12 protein-coding genes are annotated in these 15,130 nt (G+C 65.0%); 6 read left to right on the top strand and 6 right to left on the bottom strand.

Annotated features, from left to right (window positions below):
• Positions 1 to 42 precede the first annotated feature (42 nt).
• The gene (locus tag U1839_RS12285; RefSeq protein WP_332803912.1) at positions 43 to 3,201 is read right to left on the bottom strand and encodes an intermembrane phospholipid transport protein YdbH family protein; all 3,159 of its coding nucleotides are present in this window, start codon (positions 3,199 to 3,201) and stop codon (positions 43 to 45) included.
• A gap of 85 nt (positions 3,202 to 3,286) precedes the next feature.
• On the opposite strand from U1839_RS12285, the gene radC reads away from it, so the two are divergent.
• Positions 3,287 to 3,970 (top strand): RadC family protein, encoded by a 684-nt coding sequence (gene radC / locus U1839_RS12290; protein ID WP_332803913.1) that lies wholly within the window; start codon positions 3,287 to 3,289, stop codon positions 3,968 to 3,970.
• A 55-nt stretch (positions 3,971 to 4,025) separates the two neighbouring features.
• Here radC and U1839_RS12295 read toward each other — a convergent pair whose 3' ends face one another.
• Positions 4,026 to 4,526, bottom strand: a complete 501-nt coding sequence (locus tag U1839_RS12295) for an EF-hand domain-containing protein (protein WP_332803914.1) — start codon at positions 4,524 to 4,526, stop codon at positions 4,026 to 4,028.
• Positions 4,527 to 4,764: 238 nt separating this feature from the next.
• Here U1839_RS12295 and purB point away from each other — a divergent pair, with 238 nt between their 5' ends.
• Positions 4,765 to 6,075: an adenylosuccinate lyase gene (purB, locus tag U1839_RS12300; protein WP_332803915.1), complete on the top strand. Its 1,311-nt coding sequence runs from the start codon at positions 4,765 to 4,767 to the stop codon at positions 6,073 to 6,075.
• 346 nt (positions 6,076 to 6,421) lie between these two features.
• On the top strand, positions 6,422 to 7,852 hold the full coding sequence (locus U1839_RS12305; protein ID WP_332803916.1) for a B12-binding domain-containing radical SAM protein: 1,431 nt from the start codon (positions 6,422 to 6,424) through the stop codon (positions 7,850 to 7,852).
• Here U1839_RS12305 and dnaJ read toward each other — a convergent pair.
• Complete coding sequence (gene dnaJ / locus U1839_RS12310) at positions 7,824 to 8,945, bottom strand: molecular chaperone DnaJ (RefSeq protein WP_332803917.1); 1,122 nt, start codon at positions 8,943 to 8,945, stop codon at positions 7,824 to 7,826. The two genes, U1839_RS12305 and dnaJ, sit on opposite strands and share 29 nt — an antisense overlap.
• Before the next feature lie 70 nt (positions 8,946 to 9,015).
• Positions 9,016 to 10,926 carry a molecular chaperone DnaK gene (gene dnaK / locus U1839_RS12315; protein WP_332803918.1) on the bottom strand — a complete coding sequence of 637 codons (1,911 nt, stop codon included), beginning with the start codon at positions 10,924 to 10,926 and terminating at the stop codon, positions 9,016 to 9,018.
• Between the two features lie 180 nt (positions 10,927 to 11,106).
• Between dnaK and U1839_RS12320 the strand changes: the two genes are divergently transcribed.
• Positions 11,107 to 11,544 carry a copper chaperone PCu(A)C gene (locus U1839_RS12320; protein WP_332803919.1) on the top strand — a complete coding sequence of 146 codons (438 nt, stop codon included), beginning with the start codon at positions 11,107 to 11,109 and terminating at the stop codon, positions 11,542 to 11,544.
• 70 nt (positions 11,545 to 11,614) lie between these two features.
• The gene (locus tag U1839_RS12325; protein WP_332803920.1) at positions 11,615 to 12,025 is read left to right on the top strand and encodes a vgr related protein; all 411 of its coding nucleotides are present in this window, start codon (positions 11,615 to 11,617) and stop codon (positions 12,023 to 12,025) included.
• Positions 12,026 to 12,236: 211 nt separating this feature from the next.
• Here U1839_RS12325 and U1839_RS12330 read toward each other — a convergent pair whose 3' ends face one another.
• Together U1839_RS12330 and msrB are read right to left on the bottom strand one after the other, a co-directional pair.
• Positions 12,237 to 12,464, bottom strand: coding sequence for a hypothetical protein (locus tag U1839_RS12330; RefSeq protein WP_332803921.1), 228 nt, complete (start codon positions 12,462 to 12,464; stop codon positions 12,237 to 12,239).
• Between the two features lie 42 nt (positions 12,465 to 12,506).
• Positions 12,507 to 13,010, bottom strand: coding sequence for a peptide-methionine (R)-S-oxide reductase MsrB (gene msrB / locus U1839_RS12335; RefSeq protein WP_332803922.1), 504 nt, complete (start codon positions 13,008 to 13,010; stop codon positions 12,507 to 12,509).
• A 312-nt stretch (positions 13,011 to 13,322) separates the two neighbouring features.
• Between msrB and U1839_RS12340 the strand changes: the two genes are divergently transcribed.
• Positions 13,323 to 14,612: a Xaa-Pro dipeptidase gene (locus tag U1839_RS12340; protein WP_332803923.1), complete on the top strand. Its 1,290-nt coding sequence runs from the start codon at positions 13,323 to 13,325 to the stop codon at positions 14,610 to 14,612.
• The last annotated feature ends 518 nt before the right edge of the window (positions 14,613 to 15,130 follow it).

Below are 15,130 nucleotides of genomic sequence, written 5' to 3' on the forward strand. Positions count from 1 at the left end.
CACTCGTCGGTCTCCGCTCGCGCGGCGTCAATCCTGTTTGCGTCATGGCATGGTCCTGCTGTCGGAGGGCTGAACGGGAGAAGGCGGGGGTGTCGGCGGCCGGGCACGCTTGTTCTGCTCCTCGATCAACGCGGGCAGGTTGCGCTCGATCAGCCGGCGCGGGTCGTAGATATCCTCTGCCGTGCTGACCAGCGAACGGAAGGGCGCCGTGATTCGCAGGTTGAAGACGAAGGGCAGTTTCTGGAGCCGATCGAGGAGGAAGTTGCGTTTGGCCCCTGCCCCCTGGCTGACCCCGGCGAAGTGGACCTCGGTGATCACGTCGCCGGCCAGCGGGCCGTTCATGACGATATCGAGATCGCGATAGTTGAGCGCCTTGAGCGCCTGGAAGGCGAGGTTGCCCCAGAAACCGACATCGCGCTCGGTAATTTCACCAAGATAGGCAATCGAACCGCCGCCGGGCCGCGCCTTCAACTGGCCTGCCTCGATCCGCCCGCCGCTCTGGTCGAACACCATCGGCAAGGTGCCGTCGAAGGTTCCGGTGGCGTTGAGGTTCTTGAAGTCGAACTGCTGCAGGAACTGGCCCGCGTCCATCGCCGTCACGCGAAAGGTCATGCGGCGCTTTTGCGCGATATCGAAATCGAGCAATGTCGGATCGAGCACGAGCACCCCCCCGGCGAACGGCCAGCGCCCGTCTTCGATACGGATACGCGCGCCGGGCAGGGTCTGGTAGCGAATCGTACCGTCCTGGACCGCGACGCCGGGGTTGACCGACTTGATCGTGGCAACCTGCCCCGGCGCGCTTTCGAGGTTGAGCAGATCGGTGAAGCGGATCTCGCCGGCAATACCGGTCACCGGGCCGAACGCCGCAGCGAGGTCGGTCCCGGCGGTGCGGAACACGCCGTCGCTGGTCACCGCCTGCGGCGTCCAGCGTATATGCCCCTCCCCTGCGACCGTGCCGTTGACCTCTTCGATGACGCCGTCCGTGATGCCGGTCAGTTCCTTCGGCTGGAACGCCTTTGAAAAGGTGATCGCCGGCACGGTGAGATCGGCGCGACCGGTGCCGTGCGACAGGTCGTGCGCCAAGGCAACCTGCGCGACCGCGACATTCTTCTCCGGCGAAACGAGACCGCCGGTCGCGGTGATGACGCCGCTTTTCAGCGCCAGCCGCACATCGCGGCCGATCAACGTCTTGAACCGCGGCGCGACCGCCGCATCGTCGACGGTCAGGCCGCCCGTGATCGACAGCACGGCTTCTTTAAAGTTCCAGTCTCCCGCCACCTTCGACAGCAGCAGCGGCACCGACCCGATCCGACCGGCTCCCCCGTCGAATCGCCCGGCAAGAGTGCCTCGGTCGTAGCCGCCATGCAGCGCGACGATATCGAGCCGGGTCTGGCTGCCGGCTGCGCCGAGCCGCACCGCTACCCCGTTCGCGGTGAAATCGGGCCCGCCAAGACCGACATCGATCGACGCCGCCGAGAGCGCGAGCGGGCTGGATCCGCTCGCCCCGGCCAGACGCACGTCCACAAGATGGGCACCGCCGCCGACGCCCCCATGATCGAGGCTGAAAAGCGCGCGATCGCGCGGGCAGAGCGTCACGCTCGCCGGCTGCAGCACGACACCCGACAGCGCGACGCGCCGGAACGACAAGGGGGCACAGGCCGGATTGACGAGCAACCCGCCACGCCCGTTCCAACGCGCGTCGATCGGCAGCGATAACCCTTCGACCCGGCCATCGCCGAGCGGACCCGATAGCGCCAGTTGCGTCGTCAACCGCGTCGTCTGGCCCACGATCGAAAAACGGATCGGCGTGGCGGAAAGCTGGGCGTCGCCGGCGGCATAGGGTTGCAGCGCTGCGGTCCCCGTAATCGGCCCGCCCGGAACGGTCTGCGCCAGATCGACGCTGCCGGTCGGCAGGCCCCCGCCATCGAACGCCGCCTTCCCATCGATGAGGCTGGCACCATCGCGCCAGCGATAGAGAACACCCTTCCCGCCGGACAAAAGCAACTGCGCACCGCTGCGCGCCGCAAGGTGCACGTCGGACAGACCGATTTGCCCCTCACCGCGATCATTGTGTAACGCCACGCTGGCATCGACACCGAAGTCGCGGCCGGCAGCGGCGAGCGCGGCCGTCAGCTTGCGCGCCAGTGGCGCGAGCGGCGTGCCATCCGCAGCAGCGCCGCGCTCCGCGATGCCGCGCAAGAAAGCGGCATCTGCCGCGAGGTGGGCGCCGACTTTTCCGTCGAACGCCACGCCGCTCGCGCCGACGCGGTATTGGCCCGACGCCTTCAGCGCGCCCGCGCGCCATCCGCTGGCCTCACCACGCCCGGACGCAAGGTCTATGTCGCCCGACATAGCAGCCATCGATCCGGCGCCGGTGATAGTGCCGTCGAGCGCAGCAAGGACGCCGGCCGGATGCGACAATTCGGCGAGCGCAACCTGCGCCGTGCCATCCCAATGATCGAGCGCGGGCGATAAAGACACGCTGAGATCGGCGCCCATGTCTCGCAGCGCGGTCGTGCCGCAGGTCGCGCTGGCCAGCCGCACCGGCCCCGTCAGCTTCGGTGCGCCGGCGAGAACCTGCACGCGCAGCACGCCACCGGCGCGGCTCAACGTGCATCCGCCCGCGCCGAGCGTATCGGCGACGGCGGCAACCTGCCCGCGAAAACCATTGTCGAGCCGGCCGAAACCCGCAATCTTCAACCCGATGACACCTTGCGGCGTTTCGAGCCGCACCCGCGCGTCGGCGATATCGGCGACGATTGCCGGCAGCGCGAAGGGCTTGCCGCTCCGCGCCGGCAACAGCCGGTCGATCGCGCCAAGCGAGAGCTTGCCCTGCACCAGCGTGACGCGCAGCCGGGCGTGGCCGGTGCGGATTTCATCGACGACGACTCCTCCGAGACCGACATGCGTGCGCAGTTCGATCCAGTCGGCAATCAGGTCTGGTCTGGCGGCCGGACCGATCACGACATCGGTCAGTCGCTGGCGCCCGAAGCCGAGATCGGCGATCTTGTAGCGCGCCGGCACGCCGTGCCCGGCGAGGTAGCCGTCGATATAACTGCTGGCGATCGGCTTGCGCTGGGTCCACGCCACCAGCAACGCCAGCAGCAGCAACGCAAGCGACGCAAGTGCTGCGGCGCGCGCACGCCGACGGCGTGGCACGCTCGTCGCGGCGTTGGGCATGTCGCTGTCGTCTGGCGTCACGCCGGCCTTTCCGTCTTCAAAGTGTCTGCCAGCATAGGGCCGGACGATTGCGCGGCAACCGCCGCCTGTTTAATCCTCCAGCGTAATGAGTGTTCCGCCCCCCGATCATCTCGGCCACCGCGCGCGGTTGCGCCAGCGGCTCGTCGAGACCGGCGGCGATGGCATGCCCGATTACGAGTTGATCGAATATCTGTTGGGGCTAGCCATCCCGCGGCGCGACACCAAGCCGCTGGCCAAGGCGCTGCTCAAGGAATTTGGCGGCATCGGCGGCCTGCTCGCCGCCAATGCCGAGGCGCTGGGCCGGATCAAGGGCATGGGCGACACGTCGATCGCCGCGCTCAAGATCGTCCAGGCGACCGCCTTGCGGCTGCTGCGCAACGATCTCGACGAGCGGCCGATACTGTCCAACTGGCAGGCGGTGCTCGATTATCTCCGCGCCGACATGGCGCACCACCCGATCGAGCGCGTTCGCGTACTTCACCTCAACACGCGCAACATGCTGATCCGTGACGAACTGGTCAGCGAGGGCACGATCAGTGAGGCCGCCGTGCATGTCCGAGAGGTGGTAAGGCGCGCGATCGATCTCGGATCGGCGGCGATCATCCTCGTCCACAACCATCCGAGCGGCGACCCGCAACCCAGCCGCGCCGATATAGACCTGACTCGCAAGACGATCGAGGCCGCACGGCAATTCGACATCGCGGTACACGACCATGTCGTGATCGGCACCAAGGGCCATGCCAGCCTTCGTGCAATGGGGCTCATCTGAGCGCGAAAGGGCCGCCGCACCGGTCGGTGCGGCGGCCACGTTTTCAGCCGATCAGTTACGAGTTGCCGGCAACAAGGAAACCATTGAGCTCGGTCTTGGAAACCGACTTGCTCTTGTCCTTGTCGGCCTGGGTGAAGGCGAGCGTCAGCCACTTCTTGGTCGCCGGCGCGTCGGCCTTGGTGGTCGGGTCGGCCGCCGTCTTCAGCGCCACCATCCAGGCATCGAACTCGGTCGCGCTCAGCACGCCATTCTTGTCCGCGTCGTAAGTGGCGAATTCGGTATCGACGACCTGCGCGATCTGCTGCGCCTTGGTCAATGGCTGCGCCGTGGCTGCCTGGGCCTGGGGCTGCGCCACCGGATCGGTCGCGGTGGTCATCGATGTCGAATCCTGCGCCGGGGCAGCCGTTTGCGGTGCCGGGGTGACCGGTTGTGCCGGATCGTTCTGGGTCGGCGCCGGCTGTGTGGCGGTCGGGGTCTGCGGCGTGGCGGGTTTGTCCTGCGCCAGGGCGGGGGCCGACAGCATCATGGCGCCGGCGAGAAGGGCATATTTCAGCATGATCAATCTCCATTACGCTTTACAAAGGGTGCGAAGGCCAGAGATACGCGAGGCCTTGCGGGAACTCGGACGTTCGAACCAGAATGTTCAGGCGTCACAAGCTCAACGCCTCGCTTTGAAATATGGTCCTTTTCTGCCGCGTTTGAAGGATCGACCCGTCCCTGCTAGGGCGCGTGTCGTCGCGGCGACGAGCCGATTCCACGACGAACCGATCACCTGAATTTTGGGAACCGTTGCCATGGTGCCACGCTATTCGCGCCCCGACATGACCGCGATCTGGGAGGCGGAGGCGCGTTTCCGGATCTGGTTCGAGATCGAGGCACACGCCACCGAGGCGCTCGCCGAGCTTGGCGTCGTGCCGAAAGCCGCGGCCGACGCTTTATGGGCGTGGTGGGCGACCAACCCGAAGATCGACGTCGCGGCAATCGATGCGATCGAGGCGGTGACCAAGCATGACGTGATCGCCTTCCTCACCTGGGTGGCGGAGCAGGTCGGCGACGAAGCGCGCTTCATGCACCAGGGCATGACCTCGTCCGACGTGCTCGACACCTGCCTCGCGGTGCAGCTCGCGCGCGCGAGCGACATCCTGATCGCCGATATCGATGCGCTGCTCGTCGTGCTCGAGCGCCGTGCGCGCGAACACAAGATGACGCCGACGATCGGCCGCAGCCACGGCATCCATGCCGAGCCGGTGACCTTCGGGCTCAAGCTCGCCCAGGCCTATGCCGAATTCGCGCGCAACCGCGCGCGGCTCGTCGCGGCGCGGTCCGACATCACAACCTGCGCCATCTCGGGCGCCGTCGGCACCTTCGCCAATATCGACCCGCGCGTCGAAGCGCATGTCGCGGCCAGGCTCGGCCTGACGGTCGAGCCGGTCTCGACCCAGGTCATCCCGCGCGACCGGCACGCAATGTTCTTCGCGACGCTCGGCGTGGTCGCCAGCTCGATCGAGCGGCTGGCGATCGAGATCCGCCATCTGCAGCGCACCGAGGTGCTTGAGGCGGAGGAATATTTCTCGCCCGGCCAGAAGGGCTCGTCGGCAATGCCGCACAAGCGCAACCCGGTGCTGACCGAGAACCTCACCGGTCTGGCGCGGATGGTGCGCGGTTATGTGACCCCGGCGCTGGAGAATGTCGCGCTGTGGCACGAGCGCGACATCAGCCATTCCTCGGTCGAGCGTTATATCGGCCCCGACGCGACAATCACGCTCGACTTCGCACTGGCGCGTCTGACCGGCGTGATGGACAAGCTGGTCGTCTATCCCGCGCGGATGGAAAAGAACCTCAACAAGATGGGCGGCCTCGTCCATTCGCAGCGCGTGTTGCTCGCGCTGACCCAGGCCGGGGTGAGCCGCGAGGACAGCTATCGCCTCGTCCAGCGCAACGCGATGAAGGTGTGGGAATCGGACGGCGAACTGTCGCTGCTCGAACTGCTCAAGGCCGATCCCGAGGTGACCGCCGCGCTGTCGGTGGCCGAGCTCGAGGACAAGTTCGACCTCGCTTATCACCTCAAGCATGTCGACACGATCTTCGACCGGGTCTTTCCATAGCCGTTACGATTGCAAATGCTGCAACTGCGAAGGCCTGAAATAATATTGCTGAACTGAGCAACAATCTCCACATGCGCCCGTGCCGGACCTACCCGGCATTAGGAAACCCAACCATGCGTATGATGGAAGCAGCGTTCAGCAGCATGCTGATGATCGCCCTCCTGGCGCTGGTGGCAGAGGTCGTAGCCCTCTGATTCATCGGCCCACCGCCCCTTGTCAAAAGGGGCGGACAGGCCGGGTGAGCTAGGCTCCCCCGACGCTGCATCGAAAGTGCACGTAAACAGCGCCGGCTCCTCGCGTTATCATATCGCTCGGCAGGACTATGCCTTCTCGACGAGGAGGCATCATGCGGGTCAAGTTCATCCTGCCAGCGTTGGTCGAGGCGAAGAGCCCGCTGTGGCGGCCGATCAAATATTCGCTGTTCCCGCCGCTCGGCCTCGCGACGCTCGCCGCCTTCCTGTCGCCCGACGACGAGGCGGAGCTGGTCGACGATCATGTCGAGCTGTTGCGCACCGACGACGCGCCCGATCTTGTCGTCATCCAGGTCTATATCACCAACGCCTATCGCGCCTATGCACTGGCCGATCGCTATCGCGCCAAAGGCTGCTTCGTCGCGCTCGGCGGGCTGCACGTCACCGCGTTGCCCGAGGAAGCGGCGCGCCATGCCGATGCCATCTTCATTGGCCCCGGTGAACAGACTTTCCCGCGCTTCCTCGACGATTTCCGGTCGGGGTGCCCGCAACCGCGCTACGTCTCGACCGGCGGTCGTACGATCGAGCGCCTGCCGCCGATCCGCCGCGACCTGATCAAGCGCGAGCGCTATCTCGTGCCCAATTCGATCGTCGTCACGCGCGGTTGTCCGCAGCATTGCGACTTCTGCTACAAGGACGCCTTTTTCGGCGGCGGGCGCAGCTTCTACACCCAGCGGGTCGACGAGGCGCTGGCCGAGATCGAGCGCTTGCCGGGGCGGCATTTGTATTTTCTCGACGACCATCTGCTCGGCAACCCGCAGTTCGCCGAAAGCCTGTTTGCCGGAATGCGCGGCATGGGGCGGCTGTTCCAGGGCGCGGCGACGGTCGACTCGGTGCTGCGCGGGGATTTGATCGAGCGCGCGGCGGAAGCCGGCTTGCGCAGCCTGTTCGTCGGGTTCGAGACGTTCAGCCCGGCCAACCTCAGGGCCAGCAACAAGAAGCAGAACCTCGCCCGCGACTATCAGGCGGTCGCGCGGCGGCTGAGCGATCTGGGGATCATGATCAACGGCTCGTTCGTGTTCGGCATGGACGATGACGGCCTCGACGTGTTCGATCGCACCGTCGACTGGGCGGTGCGTGCCGGGATCACCACCGCGACCTTCCACATCCAGACGCCCTATCCCGGCACGCGCCTGCACGCCGAGCTTGCGCGACAGGGACGCATCACCAGCGACAATTGGGACGAGTATGATACGCGCCATGTCGTCTATCGCCCCGCGAAACTGACCCCGGCGGCACTCAAGGCGGGTTATGACCGCGCCTATCGCGACTTCTATCGCTGGCGGAACATCGCCCGCGGCGCCGCGACACATGGCACCGTGAAGCACCGCGCCAAACACTTCTTCTATGCCAGCGGCTGGAAGAAGTTTGAATCACTCTGGGACGTCGCAATCAAGGCGCGCCGGCTCGGCGCGATGACCCCGTTGCTCGAGGCGGTGCTGTCGAAGGTGAGCGCAGGCAAGACGACTCCCGTCGCCGCACCGCCCGAACGCGGCCTCACCCCAGCGCCGACTTCACCTTCTTGAAGAAACCCATCGTCTGCGGGCTTTCCTCACCGGTTTCGGTCTTGCGGAATTCCTCGAGCAGCTCGCGCTGGCGCTGGCTGAGTTTGGTCGGCGTCTCGACCTCGATGCGGATGACGAGATCGCCGCGGCCCCTGCCCTGCAATACCGGCATGCCGGCACCGCGCTGGCGCAGTTCGCGGCCGCTCTGCGTGCCCGGCGGGATGCGGATCATGTGGCGCTCGCCATCCGGACCGGGAATCGCGACCTCGCCGCCGAGCGCGGCGGTCGAGAAGCTGATCGGCGCGCGCGCGAACAGCGTCGTGCCCTCGCGCTCGAAGATCGGGTGCCGTGCGATGTGGAGGAAGATGTAGAGATCGCCCGGCGGTGCGCCGCGCAGCCCCGCCTCGCCCTCGCCGGTGAGCCGCACGCGCGTGCCCTCGTCGACGCCGGGGGGAATGTTGACAGTGAGCGTGCGGGTCTTCTCGATCCGCCCCTCGCCGCGGCAGGCGCTGCACGGATCGGCGATGACCTGGCCAGCGCCGTGGCAGCTCGGGCAGGTGCGTTCGACGACGAAGAAACCCTGCTGCGCGCGGACCTTGCCGCCGCCATGGCAGGTCGTGCAGGTCTTGGCCGCAGTGCCCTTGCGCGCACCGGTGCCGTCGCACACGTCGCAGGCGGCCGAGACGTCGATCGTGACGTCGGTCGACTTGCCGCGAAACGCGTCCTCGAGCCCGATCTCCATGTCGTAGCGCAGATCGGCGCCACGCCGCGGCGAGCGCGTGCCGGCGCGGCCGCCGCCCATGAACTCGCCGAAGATATTTTCGAAAATGTCGCTGAACGCGCCGAAATCCTGCGCGCCGCCACCACCGCCGCCACCCATGCCGTTGCGGAACGCGGCATGACCGAAGCGATCATAGGCCGCGCGCTTCTGCGGGTCCTTGAGCACGTCATAGGCTTCGCTGACGGCCTTGAACTTGGCTTCGCTGTCCTTGCAGCCGTCATTCTTGTCGGGATGATATTTGATCGCGAGCTTGCGATAGGCCGATTTGAGCGTCGCCTCGTCGGCGGTGCGCTCGCATTCCAGCAATTCGTAAAAATCGATTTCCGTGCTCATGCCGGGCCCCCGCCCTCTCCGTCATGCCGTGGATGGCCGGCATGACGGAGGGTACGCATCTACTGTTTACTTATGCCTTGGTGCTGTCGTCGACTTCCGAGAATTCGGCGTCGACCACATCTTCCTTGGGTGCCGCCTCGGCCGCTGCCTCGCCCCCCGGCGATGCCTCGGACGCGGCCTGCTTCTCGTAGATCGCCTGGCCGAGCTTCATCGCGACCTGTGCGAGGGCTGCGGCCTTTTCCTTCATCGCCTCGGGCTCGCCGCCTTCGACGGCTGCCTTGGCGTCGGCGATCGAAGCCTCGATCTCGGCCTTGAGCGCGGCGTCGACCTTGTCGCCATTTTCGGCCAGCTGGCGCTCGGTCGTGTGGATCAGGCTGTCGGCGTTGTTCTTCGCCTCGGCCGCCTCACGGCGCTTCTTGTCGTCCTCGGCGAACTGCTCGGCATCGCGGACCATCTGCTCGATGTCGCGATCCGACAGGCCACCCGAAGCCTGGATGCGGATCTGCTGCTCCTTGCCGGTGCCCTTGTCGCGCGCCGACACGTTGACGATGCCGTTGGCGTCGATGTCGAAAGCGACCTCGATCTGCGGCACGCCGCGCGGCGCCGGCGGGATGCCGACCAGGTCGAACTGGCCAAGCAACTTGTTGTCCGCCGCCATTTCGCGCTCGCCCTGGAACACGCGGATCGTCACCGCCTGCTGGTTGTCGTCGGCAGTCGAATAGGTCTGCGCCTTCTTGGTCGGGATCGTCGTGTTGCGATCGATCATGCGGGTGAACACGCCACCCAGCGTCTCGATGCCGAGCGACAGCGGGGTCACGTCGAGCAGCAGCACGTCCTTGACGTCGCCCTGCAGCACGCCGGCCTGGATCGCCGCGCCCATCGCCACGACCTCATCGGGGTTGACGCCCGAATGCGGTTCCTTGCCGAAGAAGTCCTTCACGACCTGGCGCACCTTGGGCATGCGCGTCATGCCGCCGACGAGCACCACCTCGGTGATGTCGGCCGCCTTGACGCCGGCATCGGCCAGCGCCTTGCGGCACGGCTCGAGCGTGCGCTGGATCAGGTCCTCGACGAGACGCTCGAGATCCGAGCGGGTGATCGTCTTGACGAGATGCTTCGGCCCGTTCTGGTCGGCGGTGATGAACGGCAGGTTGACTTCGGTCGTCGCCGCCGAGGACAGCTCGATCTTGGCCTTTTCGGCAGCTTCCTTGAGCCGCTGCAGCGCCAGCTTGTCCTTGGTCAGGTCGATGCCTTCGGCCTTCTTGAAGTCGTCGGCCAGGAAGCGGAGCAGCTTGTCGTCGAAATCCTCGCCGCCGAGGAAGGTGTCGCCGTTGGTCGCCTTCACCTCGAACACGCCGTCGCCGATCTCGAGCACCGAGATGTCGAAGGTACCGCCGCCAAGGTCATAGACCGCGATGGTCTTGTTGGTTTCCTTGTCGAGGCCATAAGCCAGCGCGGCCGCGGTCGGCTCGTTGATGATGCGCAGCACTTCGAGGCCGGCAATCTGGCCGGCGTCCTTGGTCGCCTGGCGCTGCGCGTCGTTGAAGTACGCCGGAACGGTGATGACCGCCTGGGTCACCGTCTCGCCGAGATAGGCCTCGGCGGTTTCCTTCATCTTCTGCAGCGTGAACGCCGAGATCTGCGACGGGGAATAATCCTTGCCGCCGGCCTGGACCCAAGCGTCGCCATTGGTGCCCTTGACGATATGATAGGGCACCAGCTCGGTGTCCTTCTTGGTGATGGGATCGTCGAAGCGGCGCCCGATCAGGCGCTTCACCGCGAACACGGTATTCTCCGGATTGGTCACCGCCTGGCGCTTGGCCGGCTGGCCGATCAGTCGCTCGCCATCCTTGGCGAAGGCGACGATCGACGGCGTGGTGCGCGCGCCTTCCGCATTTTCGATCACCTTGGGCTTACCGCCTTCCATCACGGAAACGCAGCTATTGGTGGTACCCAGATCGATTCCGATTACTTTAGCCATGGTCCTCTTTCGGCCCCCGTCATAAAAAATCTACACCTCGCTTCCCCGCCCCTAAACCCGGCGACGCGAAAGCACTTACGAACCGCGATATAGGGGGGCTTTCGCTTGTCGCAAGATTATGTGCCCCCTAGAACGCCAAGCTTGTTCCCAAACTCGATCCCATGATGGGAGAGGATGCCGATGCGAATGATGATCGCGCTGCTGGTTGCGCCGCTGGCGCTCGGCGGCTGCCAGGCGAAGCAGACCTATGTCGACCACGGTTATGTGCGGCTCCCGGCGGTGAAGGGACAGCCGGCCGCGGCGTATTTCACGCTGCACGGTAGCGGCAAGGACAGCACTTTGCTCAGCGTGAGCAGCGAATATGTCATTCGCAGCGAGATGCACGAATCGATGAAGATGGGCGGCATGGCGTCGATGAAGCCGATCGACCATCTGCCGCTGCCGGCGAACGGGACGCTCGAGTTCAAGCCCGGCGGGCGGCATGTGATGCTGTACGACGTCAACCCCGAGATCGTGCCCGGCCGCACGCTGGCGCTGACGCTGACCTTCAGCGACGGCACGCGGATCGCCTATCCGGCGCTGGTCATCGCGGCCGGCGCGACGCCGCCCAAGGGGTGAGGCGGCGCTGAGCGCACAGCCACCGCAGGAGCGCGCGCTAAGCACGGGCGAAGTCGCCTTGGCGCGCGGCATGTTCGGCGACGCGATCGACTATGCGCGGGTGCGCATCGTGCGGCGCAAATGGGCCTTCTTCCAGCCGCGCAACACGGTGATGGCGCCGCTGGGCAAGATCCACTTCCACCCGAAGGGCACGGCCTATCGCGACGACTTCGCGGCGGCGAGCCTGGCCGACCAGGCGCTGTTCATCCATGAGATGGTGCATGTCTGGCAGCACCAGAGCGGGCTGTTCCTGCCGCTGCTGCGCCATCCCTGGTGCCGCTACGACTATGTCCTGCAGCCCGACCGGCCGCTGCACCGTTATGGCATCGAGCAGCAGGCGGAGATCGTAGCGCACACCTTTCTGCTGCGGCAGGGCGCGCGGGTGGACGGGGCGACGGCGCTGGCGGCATATGACAGCGTCCTGCCGTTCGGGAGCGCTTGACGGGCACGCGCCAACATCCCTGCGGCAGGGAAATTGGCAGGGAATTTTATACATTTTCGCGGCGCCGGCAGGGAATTTCCCACGGGCACATGTCGGCGCGGCAGGCGGCGTTGTCGCGGCGCTGCGGCGAGGGTGATGGGTGGCGGGCATGGGCGGCAGCCTAGTCGCGGCAGATCGCCGGCTGAATCACGCCGTCAACGCCGATGCGACGTCAGCGCCCCTTGTAATAGGCTTCGCGCGTGTTGCTCCAGATGATCTGGCCGACGCCCGCCGCGGCGAGCAACGCGCCCCACAGCGCCCATTGCTTGTCGTTGGCCATGAAGCTGTTGAGGAAGGCGATGTTGAAACCCTGGAGGATCCAGACGCCGCCCATCAGCACCATCAACAAGCCGACCAGGCTGCTTATCGCGCGCATAACGCCGTTGAAAACTTCGCTCATGCTACCCTGCTCCCCCCCCTGCACCGATCATCGTAGCGAAGGTCACGCCGTGGTCGGTTTGAAGGTCAATGCTACGCCGTTCATGCAATAGCGCAAGCCGGTCGGCGGCGGTCCATCGTTGAAGACATGGCCGAGATGGCTGCCGCAATCGGCGCAGACGATCTCGGTGCGGGTGGAGCCGAAGGAGCGATCCTCGTGCTCGACCACCGCGCCAGGCAGCACCTGCCAGAAGCTCGGCCAGCCGGTATGGCTGTCATATTTGGTTTCCGAGCGGAACGCCTGCTTGCCGCAGCCGGCGCAGGCGAAGACGCCGCGGCGATGTTCCGCCAGCAAGGGGCTGGTAAAAGGCCGTTCGGTCCCCGCCTCGCGCAGCACGTGATAGCTGGCGGGGGCAAGCAGCGCCTTCCACTCGGCATCGGTATGATGGACGCGGAAATTGCCTTTCGGCGCCGGTGGCGCGCCCGCCTTCAGCGCGTAACGGCCCGCGATGGCGACCGCGACGAGGCCGACGGCGCTCATGCCGATAAGTTCGCGACGGGTCGTCATGGGGTCGGTGCCTTTGCCGGTTGCATGACGTGAGGTAGCCGATCGGCGCCGGGCATGACAGGGCGGGATGACATCATTCGGAATCATCCCCAGTCCGTTCGTTTCGAGCGTAGTCGAGAAACCTGGCAGAGCGCCTGTTGCCGTTTCTCGACTTCGCTCGAAACGAACGGGTTAAGGTTAAGTCATCTCGCTCCAAGCCCGCCGCTGCCGCGCCGGTTGGCGTTGGCACGGATGTTCCAAGCCGCTTGTGCGTTGGCCCGCCCTGTTGCACGTCGGACGAAGGACGTGACGTCAGAAAACCGAAGGGCGATAATGTCGGCAAAACCACTGTTCCACGCCTTGGCCACGATCATCGCCGTGGCGCTTCCCGCCATACCGGCGATGGCCGAGACACGCTATGTCCGCGCCGGGCATCTGATCGATACCGAGAAGGGCGTGGTGCTCGACGACCGGCTGATCCGGATCGACGACGACCGGGTCGTCTCGGTCGTGCCCTGGTCGCCGCCGCCGGCCGGCGCGGTGGTGATCGACTGGTCAGCCTTTACCGTCCTGCCCGGGCTGATCGACATGCACACGCATATTGCGGACTGGGGGCAGACCAACAATGTCGCCGAACCCCTGCTGCACAGCGCGCAGGACATTGCCTATGTCGGCCTGCGCAACGCGCGGTCGACGCTGGAGGCGGGCTTCACCACCGTCCATGATGTCGGCACCTTTCGCGCGTTCAGCGACGTTGCGCTGCGCAACGCGATCAACCGCGGCGACGTGATCGGCCCGCGCATGAACGTGGTCGGCGCCTATATCACCATCCCCGGCGGCGGCGGCGAGGTGACGGGCTTTGCGCCCGACGTGAAGGTGCCCGACGACATGCGCGTCGGCGTCGTGACTGATGCCAATGATGCGCGGCTCAAGGTCAATTATCTGTTCCAGCACGGGGTCGATTCGATCAAGCTGATCGCGACCGGCGCGGTGCTGGCGGAGGGGACCGAACCCGGCACGCAGGAGCTGTCGGACGACGAGATGCTGGCGGCGGTCACGGCGGCGAAGGCGCATGGCAGCTGGGTGGTGGCGCATGCGCACGGCGCAGCGGGGATCAAGGCGGCGATCCGCGCCGGGGTGCGCGCGGTCGAACATGCCTCGCTGATCGACGACGAGGGCATCGCGCTCGCCCGGGCGAAGGGCGTGTTCCTCGACATGGATATCTATGACGGCGACTATATCGAGGAGGTCGGCACCAAAGAGGGCTGGCCGGCGGGATATCTGCGCAAGAACCGCGAGACGACCGACGCCCAGCGCGCGGCGTTCCGCGCTGCGGCGAAGGCCGGCGTCAAGCTCAGCTTCGGGACCGATGCCGGGGTCTATCCGCACGGACTGAACGCGCGGCAATTCAAATATATGGTGCGATACGGCATGACGCCGATGCAGGCGATCCAGTCGGCGACGACGGTCTCCGCCGCGTTGCTGGGATGGTCGTCCGACGTCGGCGCGATCGCGCCGGGGCATTTCGCGGACATGGTCGCGGTGCAGACCGATCCGCTGGCGGACATCAGCGCGCTCGAGCATGTCGATCATGTGATGAAGGGGGGAGCGGTAGTTCGGTAGGGTGGGGTTCGGGGTTGCGTCGGCGAACTTCGCTGCACGCAAGCGAAACATCACATCGATCACGAAGCGCTCCGACAAAGCTATCGTACAGCAGCTTGGAGTGCGCGGATACAAAAGCATAGGTTCTCCGGAACTATATTTCCCCACGGGAGCTTCGGGCCCTCTAAATTATCGGATGAAATGTAAGATACACGATGATTAATATTTGAAATGAAACAATAATTATTGGTGAATATCTTTTAGAAAAAGCTCCATAAATAGATAAAGGTCCCAACAATATTATTATTATGTGAATATATTGAATAAACCTTGTCGGCAAAATTGAGATCACGGAAAAATATAAATAAGCATAAGTTGTAAATATTGAGATTATTAATCCCAACATACAAACAAAAAATATATAATTGATTTAGCGCTACCCATAGTTAAAAAATGTCCGTCATTTTCGTTCCAATGAACCCGGAACATTATTCCGTCCCGCATATATTAAGCATTGGTCAGCCATAAGAAATTTGCGC

Origin of the sequence: Parasphingomonas halimpatiens, from assembly GCF_036663795.1 — a bacterium.
Taxonomy (GTDB): domain Bacteria; phylum Pseudomonadota; class Alphaproteobacteria; order Sphingomonadales; family Sphingomonadaceae; genus Sphingomonas.